Origin of the sequence: Sphingomonas oligophenolica (assembly GCF_006438955.1) — a bacterium.
In the GTDB taxonomy this organism is placed as follows: domain Bacteria; phylum Pseudomonadota; class Alphaproteobacteria; order Sphingomonadales; family Sphingomonadaceae; genus Sphingomonas; species Sphingomonas oligophenolica_A.
Genome location: NZ_RCZK01000005.1, coordinates 167,945 through 188,305 on the forward strand (window position 1 = coordinate 167,945; position 20,361 = coordinate 188,305).

General features: G+C 66.1%; 25 protein-coding genes. 7 read left to right on the forward strand and 18 right to left on the reverse strand.

Annotation, left to right across the window (positions count from 1 at the left end; genetic code table 11):
- Nucleotide 1: 1 nt before the first annotated feature.
- Entirely contained in the window at nt 2-1,576 is a 1,575-nt protein-coding gene (murJ, locus tag EAH84_RS08245) for a murein biosynthesis integral membrane protein MurJ (protein WP_140870473.1), read from the reverse strand.
- A 24-nt stretch (nt 1,577-1,600) separates the two neighbouring features.
- Nucleotides 1,601-2,116 carry a protein-export chaperone SecB gene (secB, locus tag EAH84_RS08250; protein ID WP_140870476.1) on the reverse strand — a complete coding sequence of 172 codons (516 nt, stop codon included), beginning with the start codon at nt 2,114-2,116 and terminating at the stop codon, nt 1,601-1,603.
- Nucleotides 2,117-2,307: 191 nt separating this feature from the next.
- Here secB and EAH84_RS08255 point away from each other — a divergent pair, with 191 nt between their 5' ends.
- The 3 genes from EAH84_RS08255 (at nt 2,308) to EAH84_RS08265 (ending at nt 4,924) form a co-directional block, all read left to right on the forward strand.
- Nucleotides 2,308-2,955, forward strand: coding sequence for a Tim44/TimA family putative adaptor protein (locus EAH84_RS08255; protein ID WP_140870479.1), 648 nt, complete (start codon nt 2,308-2,310; stop codon nt 2,953-2,955).
- Between the two features lie 117 nt (nt 2,956-3,072).
- Nucleotides 3,073-4,395, forward strand: coding sequence for a murein transglycosylase A (mltA, locus tag EAH84_RS08260; RefSeq protein WP_425326448.1), 1,323 nt, complete (start codon nt 3,073-3,075; stop codon nt 4,393-4,395).
- Entirely contained in the window at nt 4,376-4,924 is a 549-nt protein-coding gene (locus tag EAH84_RS08265; protein ID WP_425326449.1) for a Smr/MutS family protein, read from the forward strand. The genes mltA and EAH84_RS08265 overlap by 20 nt, the downstream gene beginning before the upstream one ends.
- 24 nt (nt 4,925-4,948) lie before the next feature.
- On the opposite strand, the gene dapE is transcribed toward EAH84_RS08265, so the two are convergent.
- Nucleotides 4,949-6,088, reverse strand: a complete 1,140-nt coding sequence (gene dapE, locus EAH84_RS08270) for a succinyl-diaminopimelate desuccinylase (RefSeq protein WP_241656512.1) — start codon at nt 6,086-6,088, stop codon at nt 4,949-4,951.
- 11 nt (nt 6,089-6,099) lie between these two features.
- Here dapE and EAH84_RS08275 point away from each other — a divergent pair, with 11 nt between their 5' ends.
- Nucleotides 6,100-6,561, forward strand: coding sequence for a cupin domain-containing protein (locus EAH84_RS08275; RefSeq protein WP_140870485.1), 462 nt, complete (start codon nt 6,100-6,102; stop codon nt 6,559-6,561).
- Nucleotides 6,562-7,008: 447 nt separating this feature from the next.
- On the forward strand, nt 7,009-7,230 hold the full coding sequence (locus tag EAH84_RS08280; RefSeq protein WP_140870488.1) for a hypothetical protein: 222 nt from the start codon (nt 7,009-7,011) through the stop codon (nt 7,228-7,230).
- A 115-nt stretch (nt 7,231-7,345) separates the two neighbouring features.
- Here the strand turns inward: EAH84_RS08280 and EAH84_RS08285 are convergent, their stop codons facing one another.
- From EAH84_RS08285 to EAH84_RS08320, 8 genes are all read right to left on the reverse strand, one after another.
- Nucleotides 7,346-8,014, reverse strand: coding sequence for a glutathione S-transferase family protein (locus EAH84_RS08285; protein ID WP_140870491.1), 669 nt, complete (start codon nt 8,012-8,014; stop codon nt 7,346-7,348).
- 39 nt (nt 8,015-8,053) lie between these two features.
- On the reverse strand, nt 8,054-8,659 hold the full coding sequence (locus EAH84_RS08290) for an SOUL family heme-binding protein (protein ID WP_140870494.1): 606 nt from the start codon (nt 8,657-8,659) through the stop codon (nt 8,054-8,056).
- Nucleotides 8,660-8,732: 73 nt separating this feature from the next.
- Nucleotides 8,733-9,368 carry a ribosome biogenesis GTP-binding protein YihA/YsxC gene (gene yihA, locus EAH84_RS08295; protein WP_140870497.1) on the reverse strand — a complete coding sequence of 212 codons (636 nt, stop codon included), beginning with the start codon at nt 9,366-9,368 and terminating at the stop codon, nt 8,733-8,735.
- Entirely contained in the window at nt 9,365-11,071 is a 1,707-nt protein-coding gene (gene yidC / locus EAH84_RS08300; RefSeq protein WP_241656513.1) for a membrane protein insertase YidC, read from the reverse strand. Before yidC ends, yihA begins: the two co-directional genes overlap by 4 nt.
- Before the next feature lie 16 nt (nt 11,072-11,087).
- Nucleotides 11,088-11,300, reverse strand: a complete 213-nt coding sequence (gene yidD / locus EAH84_RS08305; RefSeq protein WP_140870503.1) for a membrane protein insertion efficiency factor YidD — start codon at nt 11,298-11,300, stop codon at nt 11,088-11,090.
- Nucleotides 11,297-11,647: a ribonuclease P protein component gene (rnpA, locus tag EAH84_RS08310; RefSeq protein WP_241656514.1), complete on the reverse strand. Its 351-nt coding sequence runs from the start codon at nt 11,645-11,647 to the stop codon at nt 11,297-11,299. The genes yidD and rnpA overlap by 4 nt, the downstream gene beginning before the upstream one ends.
- 56 nt (nt 11,648-11,703) lie before the next feature.
- Complete coding sequence (rpmH, locus tag EAH84_RS08315; protein WP_140870725.1) at nt 11,704-11,838, reverse strand: 50S ribosomal protein L34; 135 nt, start codon at nt 11,836-11,838, stop codon at nt 11,704-11,706.
- Between the two features lie 89 nt (nt 11,839-11,927).
- Nucleotides 11,928-12,227: a hypothetical protein gene (locus EAH84_RS08320; protein ID WP_140870506.1), complete on the reverse strand. Its 300-nt coding sequence runs from the start codon at nt 12,225-12,227 to the stop codon at nt 11,928-11,930.
- 127 nt (nt 12,228-12,354) lie between these two features.
- On the opposite strand from EAH84_RS08320, the gene EAH84_RS08325 reads away from it, so the two are divergent.
- Nucleotides 12,355-13,863 (forward strand): YifB family Mg chelatase-like AAA ATPase, encoded by a 1,509-nt coding sequence (locus EAH84_RS08325; protein ID WP_140870730.1) that lies wholly within the window; start codon nt 12,355-12,357, stop codon nt 13,861-13,863.
- A 124-nt stretch (nt 13,864-13,987) separates the two neighbouring features.
- Here EAH84_RS08325 and EAH84_RS08330 read toward each other — a convergent pair whose 3' ends face one another.
- From EAH84_RS08330 to EAH84_RS08360, 7 genes are all read right to left on the reverse strand, one after another.
- Nucleotides 13,988-14,572: a DUF305 domain-containing protein gene (locus EAH84_RS08330; RefSeq protein WP_206663951.1), complete on the reverse strand. Its 585-nt coding sequence runs from the start codon at nt 14,570-14,572 to the stop codon at nt 13,988-13,990.
- Between the two features lie 43 nt (nt 14,573-14,615).
- Nucleotides 14,616-15,209: a c-type cytochrome gene (locus tag EAH84_RS08335; protein WP_140870509.1), complete on the reverse strand. Its 594-nt coding sequence runs from the start codon at nt 15,207-15,209 to the stop codon at nt 14,616-14,618.
- Between the two features lie 11 nt (nt 15,210-15,220).
- Nucleotides 15,221-16,360: a copper resistance protein B gene (locus tag EAH84_RS08340; RefSeq protein WP_140870512.1), complete on the reverse strand. Its 1,140-nt coding sequence runs from the start codon at nt 16,358-16,360 to the stop codon at nt 15,221-15,223.
- A complete protein-coding gene (locus EAH84_RS08345) occupies nt 16,357-18,219 on the reverse strand; it encodes a copper resistance system multicopper oxidase (RefSeq protein WP_140870515.1) in 1,863 nt (620 codons plus the stop codon). Before EAH84_RS08345 ends, EAH84_RS08340 begins: the two co-directional genes overlap by 4 nt.
- A 111-nt stretch (nt 18,220-18,330) precedes the next feature.
- Nucleotides 18,331-18,912 (reverse strand): RNA polymerase sigma factor, encoded by a 582-nt coding sequence (locus EAH84_RS08350; protein WP_241656515.1) that lies wholly within the window; start codon nt 18,910-18,912, stop codon nt 18,331-18,333.
- Nucleotides 18,909-19,346 carry a periplasmic heavy metal sensor gene (locus EAH84_RS08355; RefSeq protein WP_140870517.1) on the reverse strand — a complete coding sequence of 146 codons (438 nt, stop codon included), beginning with the start codon at nt 19,344-19,346 and terminating at the stop codon, nt 18,909-18,911. Before EAH84_RS08355 ends, EAH84_RS08350 begins: the two co-directional genes overlap by 4 nt.
- Nucleotides 19,346-19,666 carry a hypothetical protein gene (locus EAH84_RS08360; protein WP_140870520.1) on the reverse strand — a complete coding sequence of 107 codons (321 nt, stop codon included), beginning with the start codon at nt 19,664-19,666 and terminating at the stop codon, nt 19,346-19,348. The genes EAH84_RS08355 and EAH84_RS08360 overlap by 1 nt, the downstream gene beginning before the upstream one ends.
- 211 nt (nt 19,667-19,877) lie before the next feature.
- On the opposite strand from EAH84_RS08360, the gene EAH84_RS08365 reads away from it, so the two are divergent.
- Complete coding sequence (locus EAH84_RS08365; protein ID WP_277753726.1) at nt 19,878-20,213, forward strand: DUF3147 family protein; 336 nt, start codon at nt 19,878-19,880, stop codon at nt 20,211-20,213.
- The last annotated feature ends 148 nt before the right edge of the window (nt 20,214-20,361 follow it).

Below are 20,361 nucleotides of genomic sequence, written 5' to 3' on the forward strand. Positions count from 1 at the left end.
ATTACTTGGCCTTGGTGGGACGACGGATGAGCTGGCTGATATCACCGAGGCGAAACGCGCCGGTAACGAGGGTCGCGACCGCATAGACGAGGCCGCCGAGCGTCACCAGCGCGACCATCGCGCCCCAGCGTTCGAGGCTCGGTCCGGTGACATAGGGGCGGAACAGCCCTTCGGCGAACCACAGCGCGACTCCCATTGCCAGCGCCGCGACGCCGAGTCGCCAAATCCGGCGTTTGAGCCGGTCGTCGGGGACGAAATGGCCGCGCGCCCTCAGCGTGCGGTACAATAGCGCGACGTTGACGGTCGAGGCGATCGCGGTCGCGAGCGGCGGCCCCATGTGCTTGAGCGGCACGATGAACGCGAGGTTGAGCGCGAGGTTCACCGCCATCGAGATCATCGCGTAGCGCACCGGGGTCCGAGTGTCGGAGCGCGCATAATAGCCGGGGGTGAGAACCTTCACGAGGATGTAGCTCGGCAGCCCCAGCGAGAAGGCGGCGAGCGCCTGCGCGGTGAAGATCGTATCTTCAGGCGTGAAATGGCCGTGCTGGAAGAGCGCGGCGACGATCGGTGCGCCGCAAACGATCAGCGCGATGGTGGCGGGCAGCGTCAGGAACAGCGCGAGTTCGAGCCCACGGTTCTGCGTCGCCATCGCCTCCGCCTCGTCGCCGCGACCGAGTTGCATCGAGATCGTCGGGAGCAGCACAGTGCCGAGCCCAATGCCGATCAGCCCGAGCGGCAACTGGTTCAGCCGATCGGCGAAATAGATGTAGCTGACCGATCCCGACGCAAGGAAGCGGGCGGCGAGCGCGGAGGAAACGACGAGGTTGATCTGGACCGCGCCCGCACCCGCAGCAGCGGGGAGAATCAGCGACAGCAGCCGCTTCACGTCGGGGCCGAGCCGCGGAAGGCGGAGGTTGAGCGTCACGCCCGCGCGGCGGCACGCCCACCACAGCCAGAGGAGCTGAAAACCGCCCGACAGCGTCACCGCGATCGCCTGGTTGCGCGCGGTGAACAGCGGCTCGTGACGATGGAAGACGAGCAGCGCGGCGATCAGCGTCAGGTTGAGCAGGATCGGCGCGGCGGCGGCGACCCAGAAGCGGTGGAGCGAATTGAGGATGCCGCCGAGCAGTGACACGAGACTGATGAGGAGCAGATAAGGAATCGTGATCCGCGACAGCGTGACCGCGAACGCGAATCCCTCGTCGCTCACCCCGTTGAACCCCCCGGTGAGCAGCCAGGTGATTGGCCACGCGGCGACCTCCATCAGCACGATCATCGCGATCAGCACCGGTAGCAGCACCGACAGCGCGTCGGTGGCGAAGGCGATCCCGTCGGGCAGGCCGCCGCCGTCCTTGGCGGCGACCTTGCGGTTGAACATCGGGATGAACGCGGCGGTGAACGCGCCCTCGGCGAACAGCGCGCGGAACATATTGGGGAGGCGAAACGCGATCAGGAAGGCATCCGACGCAAACCCCGCACCGACATAGCGCGCGAACAGCGAATCGCGCACCAGCCCCAGGACGCGGCTGGCGAGCGTCAGCCCGCCGACCGATCCCAACGCTTTGGTGAGGTTCATGTCATCGACGCCCCCCGAGATCGGTCAGGCCTGACCCATCTCGCCGGTCGTCATCTCGCCGCCGCGCGCCTCGGCCTGCTGCATGTAGAGCTGAGCGAAATCGATCGGTTCGAGCAGCAACGGTGCGAAGCCGCCATCGCGGACGCAATCGGCCAGGACGCGGCGTGCGAACGGGAACAGCAGCCGCGGCGCTTCACCGAGCAGGAACGGCTGGACATGCTCGTCGGGAATGTTGCGCAGGCCGAACAGCCCGGCATAGGTCAGGTCGACGATGAACGCGGTCTGGCCCTCGGCCTCCGCCTTGACGTCGATCTTCAGCACGACCTCATGCACCTCGTCGCCGACCTGCGCGGTGCCGATGTTGAACTGGACGTCGATCGCGGGGGGCGTCGTGTTCTGGAAGATCGCGGGCGCGTTCGGATTCTCGAACGACAAGTCCTTGACATATTGCGAGATCAGGCCCGCCGCTGGCATCGTGTCCTCGCCGTTCGCGAGCGGTGCCGCGACGTTGATCGTGGTGCCGGTATTCTCGTCGGCCATCAATTCGGTCCTCTTATTTCGAAGGGTCTGCGGGCCGATGCGCGTCGCCGCGCGTTAGGTCCCGAATGGCGCTGGCGGGTAGCAGTGCCGCGCGCGGGTTTCAACGGGCGGTGTCGGCATGCGGCATGGCGCTGAGCCTTTGTTTGAAACCCGGTGCGGATGCGCCTATGTTGACGATGAAACGGAGGCCCATGTTCTACGTAGTTCTTCTTGCGATGGTAGCCGGGTTCCTGGCGCTTCGGCTGTACAGCGTTCTCGGCAAGCGTACCGGGCACGAGCAGCAACCGCTGCCGCGCACCGCCGACGAGCGTCCCGCGACCGTACCGGTCCCGCGGACGATCGATCTGGTCCCCGAGCCGCGTGAAGCCGCCAACCGACATATCGAGCCCAAGGCCGAGGCGGGGTTGCGTAGCGTCGTTGCAGGTGAGCCGGGGTTCGACGTCGGTCAGTTCATCGACGGCGCGAAGGCAGCGTATCGCATGACGCTCGAGGCGTATTGGCGCGGCGACGAGAAGGAACTCGAGCAATTGGCGCAGCCCGATGTCGCGCATGCCTTTGCCGAGGCGATCGCGGCGCGCGCCGATTCGGGCGAGACGCTGGAGAATCGGCTGGTGTCGATCGAGCAGGCGACGATCGTCGATGCCGCGGTCGCGGGCCGCGAGGCGCAGATCACGGTCCGGTTCGATGCCGATATCGCCGCAGTGACGCGCGACGCCGACGGCCATGTCATCGCAGGCTCGCTCACTGATGCTGACCAGACCCACGACGTGTGGACCTTCGCCCGGACGCTCAAGAGCGGCGATCCAAACTGGCGGCTGTCGGACACGGACGAGGAATAGGTCGGCGGCTGATCCGCGCAATCTGCGCTTGCATCATTATGTGATCGACGCGAGGTCGGGTGACGGCGCTGCGCCGTTGTGGCACGGATCGCAGCGCTGACAGTCGGGGGTACATGCGTGTCGAGTTTTCGTGTCTTGGGTGGATTGACTGCGGCGTTCGCGCTGGCGGCGTGCGGTGGCCGCATCGTGCCCCCGTCGGTGGGCTCCACGCCGATCAGGCAGACGGCCGCACGACCGCTGTCGCCGTCGCGCACCGCCTCCACCTATCGCGCCATTCCGAGCGGGCGACCGTTCGATGGGCGGATTTCGGGTGCCACCCCGTTGCTCGCAGCACCGGTGGCGACAACGCCCGGCGCCACCACCGCGGCTAGTGCCGGATTGGTGGCTGGCCCGGCGATCGCGTCACTGGCGATCCCCGACGCTCAGGCCGAGGCGGCGCGCGCGGCGTTTCTCTACAGTTGCCCCGGATTGTTACGCCGCACCGATGCATCGGGGCTGACCCGCGGTGCCGACTGGCAATCGGTGTGCGATGCCGCCCGATCGGTGCCGCGCGACGGCGCGATGCAGTTCTTCGCGGATAATTTCGAGACCGTCCAAATCGGTGACGGCAAGGCGTTCGCGACCGGCTATTACGAACCCGAGATCGCCGCCTCGCGCGAGCGGCGATCGGGATATGACGTTCCGATCTATGCCCGGCCCAGCGACTTGATCGATGTCGATCTCGGCCAGTTTTTGACCGACCTGAAGGGCAAGAAGATCCGCGGGCGGGTCGATGGCAGCAGTTTCGTTCCGTATTACGACCGCGCCGCGATCGTGCAGGGCGCGGTGACCACCAAGGCACCCGTGCTGGCCTGGGGTGCCGACGAGGCGGCGGTGTTCTTCCTCCAAATTCAAGGGTCGGGGCGGCTGAGACTGCCTGACGGATCGTATATGCAGGTCGGCTACGATACCCAGAACGGACGCGATTACACCGGCATCGGCAAGCTGATGAAGGATCGCGGGCTGCTGGGTCCCGGCCAGACCTCGATGCAGGGGATCGTCGCCTGGCTCCACGCGCATCCGGCCGAGGGCCGCGCGATCATGGACGAGAACAAGAGCTTCATCTTCTTCCGCGAACTCGACACGCCCCCGGTCGGCGCGATGGGCTATGTCGTCAGTGGCGGGATCAGCGTCGCCGCGGACACCAAGTTCGTGCCGCTCGGCGCGCCGGTGTTCCTGTCGATGGATCGCCAGGATGCGAGCGGGCTGTGGGTGGCGCAGGATACCGGCGGCGCGATCAAGGGATCGAACCGGTTCGACACCTATTGGGGCGCTGGCCCCGCGGCGGAAGCGACCGCGGGCGGGATGGCGGCGCGGGGAACCGCGTTCGTGCTGGTGCCGCGGGGGACGCTGGCACGCGCGGGCGCGCAGGCGGGACCGGGTGCGCCAACTCAATTCTGACGAAGCCGCGCTGTGGGCGAAGGTGATGGCGAGCGTGAAGCCGCTGCGCGCGGTGACGCTCGCGGCGCATGTCCCCGATCCGATCGCGGTCGAGCGACCGGCGGCGGTGCGATCCATGCCCGCCATCGAGCGACCCCGTGGCAGGCCAGCGCCGGTGGCCACGTCCACGCCAGCGCGCGCTCCCGCGAACACGCTCGACGGCGGGTGGGATAAGCGGATCGCGAAGGGCATGATCATGCCCGACAGCGCGATCGATCTTCACGGGGAGACATTGGCGTCGGCGCACGCGCTGCTCGACCAGGGGCTGGACCGCGCGATCCGGCGCGGCGACCGGGTGCTGCTGTTGGTCACGGGCAAGCCGCCACGGCCCGAGAGCGAACGTCCGCACGCGCGCGGCGCGATCCGGGCGGCGGTGGCGGACTGGATCGGCGCGTCGCGACACGCCGATGCGATCGCGGCGGTGCGCGGCGCGCATCCGCGGCATGGCGGGCAGGGTGCGCTGTATCTGGTGCTGCGGCGGGGGCGGTAGCGCACGGTCGCGATATAAGCGACGTTACAGCCTCGCAACGCGCGCGATAACGTCGGCATAGATCACGGTCAGCGATTCGAGGTCCGCGACCGCGACCGCTTCGTCGACCTGGTGCATCGTCGCGTTGACCAGCCCGAATTCGATCGTCGGGCACAGCCGTGACAGGAAGCGCGCGTCGGAAGTGCCGCCGGTGGTCGACAGGTCGGGGACCATTCCGGTGTGGGCGGCAATCGCGTCGCTCATCAGCGTCGAGAGCGGGCCGGGTTCGGTCAGGAAGGCTTCGCCCGAGATGCTGGCGGTGACGGTCGCCGCGGGGGCGTGACGCGCGACGATGGCGGCGATGTATTCGACCAGCGCCTCGCCGCGCTGTTCGTCGTTGAAGCGGATGCTGAGCCGCGCGGCGGCGCGGGCGGGAATGACGTTATGCGCGGGGTTGCCGACGGTGAGGTCGGTGACCTCGATGTTCGATGGCTGGAACCATTGGTTGCCGGTGTCGAGCACGATCGCCTCGATCTCTGCCAGGGCAGCGATCAGCCGCGTGATCGGATTGTCGGCGAGGTGAGGGTACGCGACGTGGCCCTGGCGTCCGGGTACGTCGATCCAGATATTGACCGACCCGCGCCGCCCGATCTTGATGGTATCGCCGAGCCGCGTCGCCGAGGTCGGTTCGCCGACGATGATATAATCCGGCGCGAGGCCGCGGTCCGCCATGCGATCGATCAGCGCGCGGGTGCCGAAGATGGCGGGACCTTCCTCGTCGCCGGTGATGGTCAGCGACAGCGGCGCGGTGCGCGGCGCCCGCGCGATGGCGGCGACGAAGGCGGCGATCGCGCCCTTCATGTCGACCGCGCCGCGCCCGAAGAGCATGTCGCCGCGGACCTCGCCCGACCAAGGCGATCCGGTCCAGCCTTCGCCGGGCGGAACGACGTCGAGATGCCCCGCAAAAGCCAGATGGCGTCCGGTGCCAGCACGCGTCGCGAGCATGTTTTCGACCGGGCCGTCGGGGGCTTCGCCGGTCACGAAGCGATCGATGGCGAAACCCAACGGTTCGAGCGCAGCGGCAAGCACCGTAAACACCATGGCCGGGGCGGGAGTGACGCTGTCGGCGCGGATCAGCGCTTGTGCGAGCGCGATCGGATCGGGCAGCATCGGAGAGGATATCATGGGAGGCGACATTGCCGAAGCTGGACCTCGACACAATCCCGCAGACCAACCTGACCGGTTATCCACCGCCGTTCGACGCGGCGGTCGAGGGGCGATGGTACCGACGGCTCGCGCCCGCTGCGGGGCTGTCGTGCTTCGGGGCAAGCCACGTCACGCTGAAACCGGGCGCGTGGTCGTCGCAGCGGCATTGGCACGCAGGTGAGGACGAGTTGGTCGTGATCCTGGCGGGCGAGGCGGTGCTGGTCGAGGATGGCGGCGAGACGATCGTGCGCGCGGGCGACATCGCGGCGTTTCCGAAGGGGGTACGCGACGGCCATCATCTGCAGAACCGGTCGGACCGCGACTGCATCTTCGTCGCAATCGGCGCGGGCGAGGACGATTGGGGCGACTATCCCGACATCGACATGCGTTTCACCGGCGATGAGTATCAGCACAAGGATGGGACTCCCTATCCGACCGAACGGATACCCTGAGCGACGTTTCGTGTGCGGGTGCGCGACAAAGGCCACACAAGGTCACGCCAGTGCGCGTTGCATCGTGGCGTTCGGACGAACGATCGGGAGTGATCGTCTGCCACGGGCGAATGTGGAATAGGTTGAACCGATCGCGCCAGTTTGAGGAACTGGTCGGCAGGGGCCGGTGAAAGGGCCAGAGGGCGGCAAAGATCGCATCGCGCGACCCTGTCATAGCGCGACGATGTAGGACAGCACGGGCGGCGTGAGAGTGCGGATCGTCATGCCGCTCCCCGTCATCCCGGTGGAGGCCGGGATCCATCAGGCCGCGCGGGCTGGTGGAGCGATGGACCCCGGCCTTCGGCGCAGTGACGACGGGGGCGGGTTTCGCCCCGGTTGCGGACTTTAGAGGTCATCTATGCGCTGCGCAATTGCGGTCGCTAGTTCACGCGCGCATACGAGGCAACGATGTTTATCGAGCGCTCCTACGCAGAACGAGAAAGCCTATCCGATCGCGATTTGGAACGGATTCGTGCCAGTCTTGTCGATCAGGTTCAGCGTTTTAAAGACGCGATACGCGGTTACGCGCCTGACAAAATGGAAAAGTACGGACAGCCGTTCCTAGCTGGCCTTTTACAAAAAGTAGCCGATGTTGATGCGACCATAGCTTCGCGCGGAAGCGGCAATTAAGCACAGCATCCCGTCCTAAGCTGCGGGACCGCCTTCCACCAATCCTTGCCATTCATGTAAAGCAAAGGCGGCTGTTCGCTCGCGTTTCCCGAACCTTCACGCGCCGCCCTCGGCGCTATTGCCCCGCGACCGGTTGCTCATATTGTTCGATCACCCATTCCTCTTCCTGCGCGGCGGCGATCCAGTCCTGCATGAAGGGGTGGCCGAACACCGCGTCCATGTACGGTTTGGCGAAGCGGGCGATCGGGAGCTGGTAGGTGACGATCCGGGTGCAGACCGGCGCGAACATGATGTCCGCCGCGCCGAATTCGCCGAACAGGAAATCGCCCGCGCCGCCGAACCGCGCGCGCGCCTGCGCCCATAATTCCATGATCCGCTGAAGCTCGGCGAGCACGTCGGCATCGGGCTGCTGACGGGGAAAGACCTGGCGGATGTTCATGCTGTGCTTGCGGCGCAGCGCCTGGAAGCTCGAATGCATCTCCGCGGCCATCGATCGCGCCATCGCGCGCGCCGCCTCGTCCGCGGGCCAGAACCGCTCGCGGCCGACCTTGTCGGCGAGATAGTCTATGATCGCGAGGCTGTCCCACACCACCGCCTCGCCGTCCCACAGGATCGGCACCTTGCCCGACGACGGCGCGAATTCGTCGCCTTCGCGGCGCTTGTCCCATTCGTCGTCGTACAGCGGCACGACGACCTCTTCGAACGCGATGCCGGACTGTTTGGCGGCGAGCCAGCCGCGGAGCGACCAGGATGAATAGGCCTTGTTGCCGATGATCAGTTTCATGCCCGCAATCGGTAGAGTGCGCGTCCGCGCCCGGCAAGATCAGCGTGCGATCGGGATCAGCACCTCGTTCCGGCGCAGCGGCGGCGCGACCATCGGCGAATTGTAGAAGGCGTATTCGGCAGCCCCGGCGGGGACGTGACCCTTGGCGACCAGCCATTCGCGCAACGTGCGCTCGCGTGCGCGGAGGGTATCGTCGCTGGCGAGACCGGCGAAGCGGATCGCGGCGACGCGGCGCGGGGCCAGGGTTTCCTTGCCGACCCCGGCGGCAGGGGTCGGGAGCGTGCCGCTGGTCATCGTGGCCGGCATGACGAAACGGGTCCGCCAGCGTCCACCCGCGCGATCCTGTAACACCGGTGCGGTCATCGCGATCGGTTGCTCCGACGCGCCGTCGCCGCGCTTCTTGGCACCGATATAGCTGACGAGGCGGCGGAACCCCTCGCCGAGCGCGTGGTCGCGCTCGCCCGAGGTCAGCGTCTCGACGACGAGGAGATCGGGGTAATCACGGAGCTCGATCGCGCCGGTCTCGATGCTGGTATAATCGGGCTGTTCGACCGATTTCTCGCGGAGTTTGAACAGCGCCGATGCCGCGCCGGTCAGCGCGATCAGCCCGCCGCCGATCGCTGCGATCCTGGTCCAGGTCTTCATGCGTCTCTCCCTCGACTGTTCGAGACTGCCATATAGGCAGCGGGCACGATCATGCCACCGGCAGCGTCCGCGATCAGCCGATCGCTTCGATCACCGCGGCGCGCAGTTCGGGGATGCCCATGCCGCCCTCGCTCGAGGTCGCGAGGATATCGGGATGCGCGGCGGGGCGCTTGCGCGCCTCCTCGGCGGTGGCCTTCATCACCGCGTCGAGATCGGTCGCCTTGATCTTGTCGGCCTTGGTCAGCACCAGCCGATAGCTGACCGCGGCGCGATCGAGCATCTCCAGGATGTCGCGGTCGACGTCCTTGATGCCGTGCCGCGAATCGATCAGCACCAGCGCGCGTTTGAGCGTGTCGCGCCCGCGCAGGAAATCGTTGACCAGGAATCGCCATTTCTTGACGATATCCTTGGGCGCCTTGGCGAAGCCGTAGCCCGGCATATCGACGAGGCGGAAGGTGAGCGGATCGCCGACGTCAAAGAAATTGAGCTCCTGCGTCCGCCCCGGCGTGTTCGAGGTCCGCGCCAGCGCGTTGCGCCCGGTCAGCGCGTTGAGCAGCGAGGATTTGCCGACGTTCGAGCGGCCCGCAAACGCGACTTCGGGGACGTCGGCGCCGGGCAGGAATTCGAGCGCGGGGGCCGATTTCAGGAAGGTAACCGGCCCCGCGAACGTCTTGCGCGCGGATTCGAGCGCGTCGTCGTCGAACGTCACTTCACCGCCGCCGTTTTCAGGTCGGGATGCCGCGCGTACAGGATCCGCTGTTGCAGGATCGCGAGGCAGTTCGAGGTGATCCAATAGACCTGCAGCCCGACCGCAAACGGGGCCATGACGAACATCAGTACCCAGGGCATCAGCGCGAAGATCTGTTTCTGCGTCGCGTCCATCGGCGCGGGATTGAGCTTGAACTGGAAATACATGCTGATGCCGAGCAGGATCGGTACGACCCCGATCGCGATGAAATGCGGCGGCACGAAATGCAGCATCCCGAACAGGTTGACTGGGGTGAGCGGATCGGGCGCCGACAAGTCCTTGATCCACGCGACGAAGGGCTGGTGGCGCATCTCGATCGTTAGCATCAGCACCTTGTAGAGCGCGTAGAAGATCGGGATCTGGAGCAGGGTGGGCAGGCAGCCCGCGACGGGGTTGACCTTTTCGGTCTTGTAGAGGGCCATTACCTCCTGCTGCTGCTTGACCTTGTCGTCCTTGTAGCGTTCCTGCAGCGCCTTCATTTTGGGCTGGATCGCGCGCATTTTGGCCATCGAGGCGAACTGGCGCTGCGCGATCGGGAACATCAGCCCGCGGATCGTAACCGTCAGCAGGATGATCGCGACGCCGAAATTACCGACCATCCGGAACAGCCAGTCGAGATAGGTGAAGATCGGCTTTTCGACAATTTCGAACCAGCCCCAGTCGATCGCCTTGTCGAGTTTGGCGACACCGCCGTCGTTCTCGTAATGCTGGAGAAGTTTGACCTCCTTGGCACCCGCGAAGAAGCGGCTGGTCTGCGAGAACTGCTGGCCCGGCGCGACTTGCTTAGGCTGATAGGTGTAATCGGCCTGGTAGCTCGATTGGTCACCGCTGCGGAACTGGCCGTCGAACGCCGCGCCCTGATCGGGCACCAACGCGGTCAGCCAATATTTGTCGGTGAACCCGAGCCAGCCGCCCGTGGTCGAGAACTTCTCGGGCGCGTCATCGACGTCCTTGAACTTGACGCCATAGTCGGCACCGCCGTTGTGGACCGACATCGGGCCGGTGTGGATCGTCCAGCTGCCCGGGTCCTTCGACACCCCGGCGCGATTGACGAATCCATAGGGCGCGACGGGCACGGGACTCGATCCGGCGTTGAACACGGTTTGCTTGACGGTGAACATATAGCCGTCGTCGACCGCGATCTCGATCCGAAAGCGCTGGCCCGCGCCGTTCGCAGCCTCCAGCGCAACGGGGTGGCCGGGCGAAAGAACGCTCGATGACGTCGTCCACACCGTATCAGGGGCGGGCGGGGCGAGACCGTCGGTGCGCCAGCCGAACCCGGCAAAATACGCATCAGGCGCGCCCGCGGGCGACAGCAGCCGGATCGGCGGCGAATTCTTGGCGATCGTCTCCTTGTAATCGGCGAGCACGAGGTCATCGATCCGCGCGCCCTTGAGGTTGATCGACCCCTGCAGCGTCGGCGTGTCGATGCGGATCCGCGGGGTTTCGGCGATCACCGTCCGCCGATCGCGGACCGCGGCGGGGCTGTCGGCGGTGGGATCGGCATTCGGCTTGGCGACGGGCTGCGACTTGCCGTTGACGATCGTGGTCGCCGGTGGGTTCGCGGTCGGGAAGAACTTGCCCTGGATCAGCGGCCAGCCGAACAGGATCAGCGCCGCGACTACCGCGAACAGCACGAAATTCTGGCGGTCGTTGTTGTTCAAAATCTTGCCCCAATCGTCAGGGTACGGGATCGGGTCCGTACCCGCCCCAGGGATGACACCGCGCGATGCGTTTCGCCGCCAGCCACCCCCCCTTGCGGGCGCCATAGCGGCGAAGCGCGGTGATTGCATAGGCCGAACAGCTCGGACTGTAGCGGCACGACGGGGGCAGGATCAGCGATGGCCCGAGCTGCCACCCGCGTGCGACCAGGATCAGGAGCCGTGCGATCACTTACTTTTCCGTTCGCCCTGAGCCTGTCGAAAGGCGTGGGCTCCAGGTGCTTCGACAGGCTCAGCACGAACAGGAGGGGTAGAACGCCGGATCTTTGCCAGCGCCTTGGCCAGTTCGACCTTGAGATGCGCGAAATCACGCTCGATTCCGCCCTGGCGCCCGATCAGGACATGGTCGGCGCCCGGAACCCCGCTCGTCGGAAGCAGATCGCGCGCCAGCGCCCGCAAGCGACGCTTCATGCGGTTGCGAACGACCGCGTTGCCGATCTTCTTGGTGACGGTATAACCGACGCGCATCGCCGGATCATCGTCGCGGCGATCGCGCACCAGCAGGACGAAGCCCGGCATCGGTGCGCGCTTGCCGCTGTTCGCCGCGAGGAAATCGCGGCGTTTCGAAATTACATTTATGCCGAGAGCTTCTTGCGGCCGCGGTTGCGGCGCGCGCGAATCACCGACCGGCCGCCGACCGTCGCCATCCGCGAGCGGAAGCCGTGACGGCGTGCCCGCACTAGGTTGCTCGGCTGAAAGGTCCGCTTCATGGGTCATTCCTCGATACGTCTGAATAGAAAATGGCCGCCACGCGGGACGGCCTTGCTGAGGGTGCGCTTAGCGAGGAGGGGGCGATAAGTCAATTCGCGCTCGGGGCATCGGCGAGCTCGCGTGATCGCTGCTTGTCGCGTGCATGACGCCGAAGCGCGGATCGGCGTCGCATCGTGCGATCGAGCAAGCTGCCGATCCTGGGCCAACGCCGTTTGGCGCGCGCAAACCGCAGCCGCGCCCAGCGCGAATTGCGGAGAATGAGGATCAGCCCACCCGCGAACAGGAAAATCCCCCCCGGCCCCGGCAACGGCCCGATCACGCCCGCGCCGATGATCAGCAACACCCCGATCACGAGCTGGACGATGCGGCTGACGGGGTGGCGGGTCATCGGCCACACGTGGGTGCGCTGTGGTGGATCGGCAAGACGGCGGCCCGGACCGTGGCCCAGTGGACGGTAAGGCCGTTTCCCCGCTTGCGAAAACGCGTATGAACGGGAGGTGACGGGGGGGACGGTGATGGTGGCGATCGTGCAGACGGTGGCGTATCTGGGGCTCGAAGCGCGCGGCGTCGAGGTGCAGGTGCAACTCATCCCCGGCCTGCCCGCATTCAATGTCGTCGGGCTGGGCGACAAGGCGGTCGGCGAAAGCCGCGAACGGGTGCGCGGCGCGATTGCGGCGATGGGGCTGGCGTTGCCGCCCAAGCGGATCGCGGTGAACCTCTCCCCCGCCGATCTGCCCAAGGAAGGATCGCATTTCGACCTGCCGATCGCGCTGGCGCTGCTCGGCGCGATGGGTGTCGTCGATGTCGAGGCGCTGGCGGATTACGTCGTGGTCGGCGAACTCGGGCTCGATGCCCGGATCGCGCCGTCGCCCGGCGTGTTGCTCGCCGCGCTCCATGCGAGCGCAGAGGGCAAGGGGCTGGTCTGCCCCGCCGCGCAAGGATCCGAGGCGGCGTGGGCGGGGTCGGTCGAGGTGCTGGCGGCGCCCGACCTGCTGGCGCTGATCAACCATTTCAAGGGACATGGCCTGCTCAGCCCGCCGCCGCCGGGCGAGGCGGACGATGCGGTCCACGGCCCCGACCTCAACCAGGTGAAGGGACAGGAGACCGCCAAGCGTGCGCTGGAGATCGCCGCCGCCGGGGGGCACAATTTGCTGATGTGCGGGCCGCCGGGGGCGGGCAAGTCGCTGATGGCCGCGTGCCTGCCGGGAATATTGCCACCGCTCGATGCCGCCGAGGCGCTCGAGGTGTCGATGGTGCAATCGGTCGCGGGGACGCTGATGGCGGGGAAGCTGACCCGCAACCGCCCGTTCCGCGCCCCGCATCACTCGGCGTCGATGGCGGCGCTGACCGGGGGTGGGCTCAAGGTGAAGCCGGGCGAGGTCAGCCTTGCGCATCTGGGGGTGCTGTTCCTCGACGAGTTGCCCGAATTCCAACGCGCGGTGCTCGATTCGCTGCGGCAGCCGCTTGAGACCGGCACGGTCAGCGTCGCGCGCGCCAACGCGCATGTGACCTTCCCTGCACGCGTCCAGTTGATCGCGGCGATGAACCCCTGCCGGTGCGGGCATTTGGGCGACGCCAGCCTGGCTTGTGCGCGCGCGCCGCGCTGCGCGGCCGATTACCAAATGAAGGTGTCGGGGCCGCTGATGGACCGGATCGACCTGCACGTCGATGTCGCCGCGGTGAGCGCCGCCGACCTCGCTCTGCCACCCCCGGCAGAGGGATCGCGCGACGTCGCCGCCCGGGTCGCCGCGGCGCGGCGGGTCCAGGCGGACCGGTATCGCGACGCGGCGGTGCGGACCAACGCGGAGGCCGATGGCGCATTGCTCGATACGGTCGCGACACCGGACGAACCGGGGCGCCGGTTGCTCGCGCAGGCCGCCGAGGCGACGCGGATGTCGGCGCGCGGCTATTCGCGGGTGCTCCGCGTCGCGCGGACCATCGCCGATCTCGCGGACAGCGACGCGGTCGGTCGAATCCACATCGCCGAGGCGCTGAGCTATCGCCGCCGCGCGCCGGTGAATTGACGCCAGACGGTTGCGACGGCGGGCCGTGGGTGGTCGCGGGAAAGCATCGCGCGATCAAACCGTGGAATCGAACACCCCGCTTGCGTCAGCGACGCGGCGAGCGCGTCGGCAAGAACCGAACAACTCAGTTAATCGGCTGCTGCGTGTCGATCCCTGCGCTGGCGTCGGTCTGCGGTGCGGGAGGAGCGGCGCCCGCTTCCTGATATGACGGCAGATCGGGCGCGCCGGTCGGAGTTGGCCTTGCCTCCAGCCTGGTGATCATCGCCTTCATCTCGGCAATTTCGCGCACCTGCGCGTCGATGATGCCGTCAGCCAGCTTGCGGACTTCGGGATCCTTGATATGGGCGCGCTCGCTGGTCATGATTGCGATCGAGTGATGCGGGATCATCGCCTTCATGTAGGAGACGTCATCGACCGTCTCCTGACTACGGACCAGCCACAGTGCGCCCGCGAAGACGACGACGCTGCCCGCGATGATCGCCAGGTTGACTCGCCGGTTCGAATACATCGACCACATGAAGCCGATCATGATGATCGCCATCACCGCACCCATGTAAATCGCCATCCAGGTGCGCGTCTGGCTGTAGAAGGCGTGGCTGAGCGCATAGGTGTTGAGATACATCAGACCGAACATCACGACGGTTGATGTCGCGATCATCGCCGCGAACCGGGCATAGCCCATCGTCATACTGCCCTGTTTGTCCTGCATAGTTACTCCTTTGATGGGGTCGATCACGCGCCGCAACGCGCGATCAATGGTGATGATCTGCCCCGTGACCGTGGGCCGCCTCACCCATCATCTCGTCGTGATCGGCGGGCGCGCTGGCGATGGCGGCCTGATATTGCGCGGGGGTCATCGTCGGCAGGCGGCGCAGGAATGCGACCATGTCCCAGATCAGCGGATCGGGATGGGTTCGCCCCCAGGCGGGCATCGCGGTCAATTTGACGCCGTGCTTGATGATCCAGAATTGCTGCGCGGGGTTCATGTCCTGCGACTTGGCGAGTTCGGGGGCCTGAGGGTACAGCCCCTGGCTCAGTTCGCTCCGCTCCAACCCTGGGCCGAGATGGCAGCCGGTACACATTTCGGCGTACAACCCGGCACCGCGGTCGAGCCGCGCCGGGGAGGCCAGATCGGCGGGCACCGTGATGGCACGCGCGCGCACCGTGATCGATCGGTCGCGGACGCGTTCGAGCAGTGCATGAACGGGCGCGGTATGCGGCGCATCGGCGGCAACGTCATACGCGCCGACCTGGACCGCGATCGCACTGACCAGGATCACGAGCGCGATGGCCACCGCGACGAATCCCAAGCTCGGGAAATGACGCCGGAAAAAATCATTGGTCATTGTTCGTAACCTCAGAACCAGAAGTGGACGCCAGCGACGAAGCTGGTCGTCGTCGGATCCTCGCCATCGGCGCGGGCGAAATCGGCGGTCCGCCCAACCTTCGCCTGATAGGACACGCCGACATAGGGCGCGAATTCGCGGCTGATCTCGTACCGTAACCGCAGCCCAAGTTCGGCGTCGACGAGGCCCGCACCATAGCGGTTCTCGGGCACGTCCTGCGCGGCGAGGTTGAGCTCGACGCGGGGTTGAAGGATCAGGCGCTGGGTGAGCCGCTGGTCGTAATAGCCTTCGAGTCGTCCCAGCACATCGCCCCGGTCCGACAGGAAGGCCGCGCCTTCGAGATCGAACATATAGGGGGCCAGCCCTTCGAACCCGACGGTCGCATAGGTTCGGGTCGGTGAGGGCTGGAAGTCGTGACGAACGCCCGCCTGCAGGTTGAAATAGGGACCGATCGCGCGGCTGTAGAGCGCCTGGAGTTCGGCGCTCTCGACGCCCTTGTTGAAGGCGCCTTCGCCTTCGGTCTTGAGCACCAGCCGATCGAGATCACCCCCGAACCAGGCCTCGCCATCCCAGCGATAGCCGTCGTGGCCGTTGCGGACCTGCAGCTCGGCAAGGTTGAACATCACCTTTGCAAACCGCTGTCCGCCCTGCTCCCGCATCATCTCTTCACGCGCCTCGGTCATCGCGTCGGCGGGGTAGAAGCGGTCGGCATAATGGTCTGCGGGGGGCATCGGCGCCGGTGCATCGCCCGCGGCAAGCGCGGTGCCGGTCTTCGCGCCGATCGACATCGCCATGGCCTGGTCCTGGTCGCCGGCTCCCATCGCCATCCCGGACCTCGGCGCTTCCTTGCCCGGCATCGTCCCCGGGTCCATCGCCCCGTGATCCATCGCCCCGTGATCCATCTGCGCCATCGGCTGGTCGGTGGTTGAGTTCGGCTTCGTTGTCACGCGGCGGGCAGGCTTAGCGATCGGGCTTTTCGCAGGCGGCTTCTTCGCGGCGGGTTTGGCGACGGGTGGCTTGGCGACGGATGGCCTGGCCGGGGGCATTTTCATGCCGGGCATCATCATCCCCGGCATCGAATGATCCTGCGCCAGCGCCGGGGAGGCCGCGACCGCGACCGCCGCGACCGCGATCGTCAACACCCGGCTCACGCCGCCTTCCCCTTGGGCCGGACGCTCACGGTGCGCATCATCCCGGCATGCATGTGGTAAAGCAGGTGGCAGTGGAACGCCCAATCGCCAACCGCATCGGCGGTAAGATCCCACGTCACCTTGCCCCCCGGCTGGACGATCACGGTATGCTTGCGCGGCGCATGATCGCCATGCCCAGTTACGAGTTCGAAAAAGTGGCCGTGCAGATGGATCGGATGCGCCATCATCGTATCGTTGATCAGCGTGACGCGGACCCGCTCACCCTCGGTGAACGCGAACGGCTCCATCGTGTCGGACATCTTCACTCCGTCGAACGACCACATGAACCGCTCCATGTTGCCGGTCAGGTGGATGTCGAGCGTGCGCGACGGCGCGCGGACGTCGGGATTGACGTCGAGCGCGATCAGGTCGCGATAGGTCAGGACGCGATGGCCGACGTCCTCCAGCCCCTGCCCCGGATAGTCGGTGCGATCGGCCGGCATCGCGGCGATCGTCGCGACCCCGGCGGATTTCTTGACGCCCGGCGCGTGATCGAAATCACGCATCGACATCTCACCCATCGCCATGCCGCCGTGATCAATTCCGGCCATCGCGCCCATATCCATCGCACCCTGCTTCATGGCGGGCATCGCCATGTCGCCCATCGGTGCGGCGGCGACGGTGGCGAGGGCGGCGGAGGCGTTCTGCTCGGCGGTCGGGTCGATCCCGCGGTCGCCCGCCATGCCGCCCATCGCCATGCCGCCCATGTTCATTCCCATGTCGGTCATCGTCGCGAGCGGCCGGTCGCGCAGCGCGGGGACGGGTGCGACCATCCCCGCGCGCGGGGAGAGCGTGGCGCGCGCCATGCCCGATCGATCGACGCTTTCGCCGACCAGCGTTAACGCGCGGTCCTCGGTCGGCACGACGATCGCGTCATAGGTCTCGGCGACCCCGATCTGGAACTCGTCCACGCTCACCGGCTTCACGTTCAGTCCGTCGGCCTGGACGATCGTTAGCGGAAGTCCCGGAATCCGGACGTTGAAGGTCGTCATCGACGAGGCGTTGATGATCCGCAGCCGCACGCGTTCGCCGGGCGTGAACAACGCGGTCCAATTGTCGCGCGGGCCGTGGCCGTTGACGAGATACGTATAGGCCGCGCCGGTACCGTCGGCGATGTCGGTTGGTTCCATCCGCATCCCGCCCCACTTCAGCCGTTCCGCCGCCTTCTGATCGTCGCCCGCGATCAGCCCCGACAACGTCTGTTTCTGGCGGTTATAATAGCCCGACATCAACTTCATGTGGCGGAAGATGACGTCGGGGCTTTCCTGGCTGTGGTCCGACAACACGATGACGTGCTCGCGGTCGTACCCAATCGGGTCGACGCCCGCGGGATCGATCACGATCGGGCCGTAATGCCCCAGCTGCTCCTGCAACCCTGAATGGCTGTGATACCAATAGGTGCCCGCCTGACGGATCGCGAATTCATAGTCGAAGGTCGAGCGCGGCTTGATGCCGGGAAACGAGATTCCCGGCACGCCGTCATATTGCATCGGTACCAGCAGCCCGTGCCAGTGGATCGAACTGTCCTCGTCGAGATCGTTGGTGACGCTGAGCCGCACCGTCTGGCCTTCGCGCAACCGGATCAGCGGCCCGGGCACGACGCCGTTCAGCCCGATCGCGTTCGAGCGATGCCCGTCGATCATCATCGTCTGGCGCGCGATCCTCAGCGCGATCGTGTCTCCCGCGACGGTCGGCAGCGGTGCGACGATGCCCGGCGACACGCTCTGCGCCCAGGCGGGCAGCCAGGCGATAAGGCCGACTCCCGCCGCGCCGATGCTCGCACCGCGTAACAGCTGGCGACGATCGATAATGCTGTTCATGGGCCTCCAAGGTGCTGCAATAGAATGATTCATCTCCATTACGCACCAAGGGTCCGGACCCCTCAGCTGCCAAGAATTATTCGTGACAGCGCGCGAACTAAAGACCGAATGTCAGCTCGCGAGGATCTCGACGAGCTTTGCGCGTGCGCGCCGGATGCGGGTTTCGACCGCCTTTTCGCTGATCGACAATATCTCGGCGGTCTCCGCCTGGCTCATGCCCTCGATCGTGTGCAGGACCAGCGGCTCGCGCATCGACGCGGGAAGGTCGCGCACCGCTCGTTGCAGGCGTACCAGTTCCTGTCGATCCGCCTCCTGGTGTTCGGGCGATGGCCGGTCGGACGCGATGTTTTCGATGTTGTCATCGATCGGCCGCGCGAACCATAGAGCCCGCCGTACGGCTCGGCGCCGCCCCCAATCGCGACACTTGTTGATCGCGATGGCCGCCAGCCATGCGCGGATCGATCGTGCCGCATCGTAGCGACGCAGCGCGCGGTGTGCCGACAGGAATGTTTCCTGGACGAGATCAAGAGCCTCATCGGCATCGCCGATATTGCCGACGACCAGCCGGTAGATCATGGTCCGATGCCGGTTCATGATCTCGGCGTAGGCCGCGTCGCGTCCCGCAATACTCAACGCGACCAACTCGTCATCAGTGAGCAACGACAGGTCCAGCCGCGTCGCCGGGTTCGTCACTGCGCGTCGGCGGTCAGTGCTTTCACCACCGCCCGGTCGAAAACAGGCCACTGCGCTGGCTTCAGAATCTGCCGCATCGCGAAGACGTGAGCGAGCGTCGCTTTTTGAAGTTCGCCCATGACTCGATGCGACGCATCGACCGCCGCCGTGACGCGAGGACCGTTACCATGTTCCGCCTCGATGGCCTCGGCGAGCTGCGCGTTCTTGGCGCGCAACTCGAGCTCCAGTGCCTTGCGACGGATGACGAAACGGTCTTCGAGCGCCGCTAGCTGTGCCTGCTGCGCACCATCGAGGGCAAGCTGATGGTGTAATAGTTCGTGCAATTCGGATTGCGGGGCTGCGCGCGGGGGTATCAGCGCGCGACCAAGAAACACCCCCGCGATCGCCGCAAGAAAGGTGATCGCTGCGATCAGAACGAGCCGCCGAACGGGCATCAGCGATCAGTCGCCAGCAAGGTCGATGGTGCCAGCGGACCCAACGGTGCGAACGGCGCAAGCGCTGGCCCTGACATCGGGTTTTCGAGTGCCCGCGTTGACGCCGCGCCGATCGCCACCGCCGCCAGCGCGGCTAAGATCGGGAGGCGAAATCCAATATGCTGATCGTCACCACGCCGCGCATGAATGTGCGCCATCACCGCGTCATCGATCACCGCAAGCCGAGGATGATCGGTAAGCGCCGACAGGCGGCGAAGGTTCGCATCGATGTCCATCGTCACTCCCTTGGGTCCATAGGGCCATTCGTCGATACTACGCATCCGTGCCGCGTTCCCCTCGCCTTATGCCATCCCGTCTGGCTTGTAAGGGGCGGGCGGGTCCGATGCGGATTTTGTAATAGACCCGAAAGCCGCGCATGGCGTTGGGTGAGTGGGGAAAGATTTACACTATGCGGCGAACGGCAGTGTCGGAATGTGCTTCTCGTGGAACGCGACCCGATCTACGGGACACGCAGTCACGTTTTAACTCGCGCTGAAAGCTGCACTGTCGGGCGTGATGATCGCCATCGCGTCGACCCTAGCGAAGCGCTATCCGGGATTCGGCGCGCTGGTGGCGTCATTGCCCCTGGTTTCGGTCATCGCGATGATCTGGCTGTGGAGCGATAAGCCCGACGCCGAAGACATGGCCGCGCATTCGGGGGCGACGTTCTGGTATGTCCTGCCATCGGTCCCAATGTTTCTGCTCATCCCGGCGTTGCTGCGCCACGGCGTCGGATTTTGGCCCGCCCTCATCGCCGGATGCGCGCTGACCGTCGCGCTGTATGCGACGATGACCTGGCTGGGTCCCCGCTTTGGGTTGCAACTCTGATGCGACGGCGTCAGACCGTTCGTCCAGCGCGATCCCAACGGTGCGGGGCGACTACCTGAATATTGCCGCCCACGACAGCGAGACCGTCGCACCGATCCCGGCGAATTGACTTTGGTGCGCGGTGCGATCACTCGACGGCCTGTGTTGC

Coding starts and splice junctions, on each gene's coding strand:
- dapE (WP_241656512.1), bottom strand. CDS start 6,088: ATGATATCCTCTCCGATGCTGCCCGATCCGATCGCGCTCGCACAAGCG.
- EAH84_RS08335 (WP_140870509.1), bottom strand. CDS start 15,209: ATGACCAATGATTTTTTCCGGCGTCATTTCCCGAGCTTGGGATTCGTC.
- EAH84_RS08280 (WP_140870488.1), top strand. CDS start 7,009: ATGTTTATCGAGCGCTCCTACGCAGAACGAGAAAGCCTATCCGATCGC.
- murJ (WP_140870473.1), bottom strand. CDS start 1,576: ATGAACCTCACCAAAGCGTTGGGATCGGTCGGCGGGCTGACGCTCGCC.
- rpmH (WP_140870725.1), bottom strand. CDS start 11,838: ATGAAGCGGACCTTTCAGCCGAGCAACCTAGTGCGGGCACGCCGTCAC.
- secB (WP_140870476.1), bottom strand. CDS start 2,116: ATGGCCGACGAGAATACCGGCACCACGATCAACGTCGCGGCACCGCTC.
- EAH84_RS08360 (WP_140870520.1), bottom strand. CDS start 19,666: ATGCGTAGTATCGACGAATGGCCCTATGGACCCAAGGGAGTGACGATG.
- EAH84_RS08255 (WP_140870479.1), top strand. CDS start 2,308: ATGTTCTACGTAGTTCTTCTTGCGATGGTAGCCGGGTTCCTGGCGCTT.
- EAH84_RS08290 (WP_140870494.1), bottom strand. CDS start 8,659: ATGAAGACCTGGACCAGGATCGCAGCGATCGGCGGCGGGCTGATCGCG.
- EAH84_RS08345 (WP_140870515.1), bottom strand. CDS start 18,219: ATGAACAGCATTATCGATCGTCGCCAGCTGTTACGCGGTGCGAGCATC.
- EAH84_RS08325 (WP_140870730.1), top strand. CDS start 12,355: ATGGTGGCGATCGTGCAGACGGTGGCGTATCTGGGGCTCGAAGCGCGC.
- rnpA (WP_241656514.1), bottom strand. CDS start 11,647: ATGCCGGGCTTCGTCCTGCTGGTGCGCGATCGCCGCGACGATGATCCG.
- EAH84_RS08330 (WP_206663951.1), bottom strand. CDS start 14,572: ATGCAGGACAAACAGGGCAGTATGACGATGGGCTATGCCCGGTTCGCG.
- EAH84_RS08320 (WP_140870506.1), bottom strand. CDS start 12,227: ATGACCCGCCACCCCGTCAGCCGCATCGTCCAGCTCGTGATCGGGGTG.
- EAH84_RS08355 (WP_140870517.1), bottom strand. CDS start 19,346: ATGCCCGTTCGGCGGCTCGTTCTGATCGCAGCGATCACCTTTCTTGCG.
- EAH84_RS08285 (WP_140870491.1), bottom strand. CDS start 8,014: ATGAAACTGATCATCGGCAACAAGGCCTATTCATCCTGGTCGCTCCGC.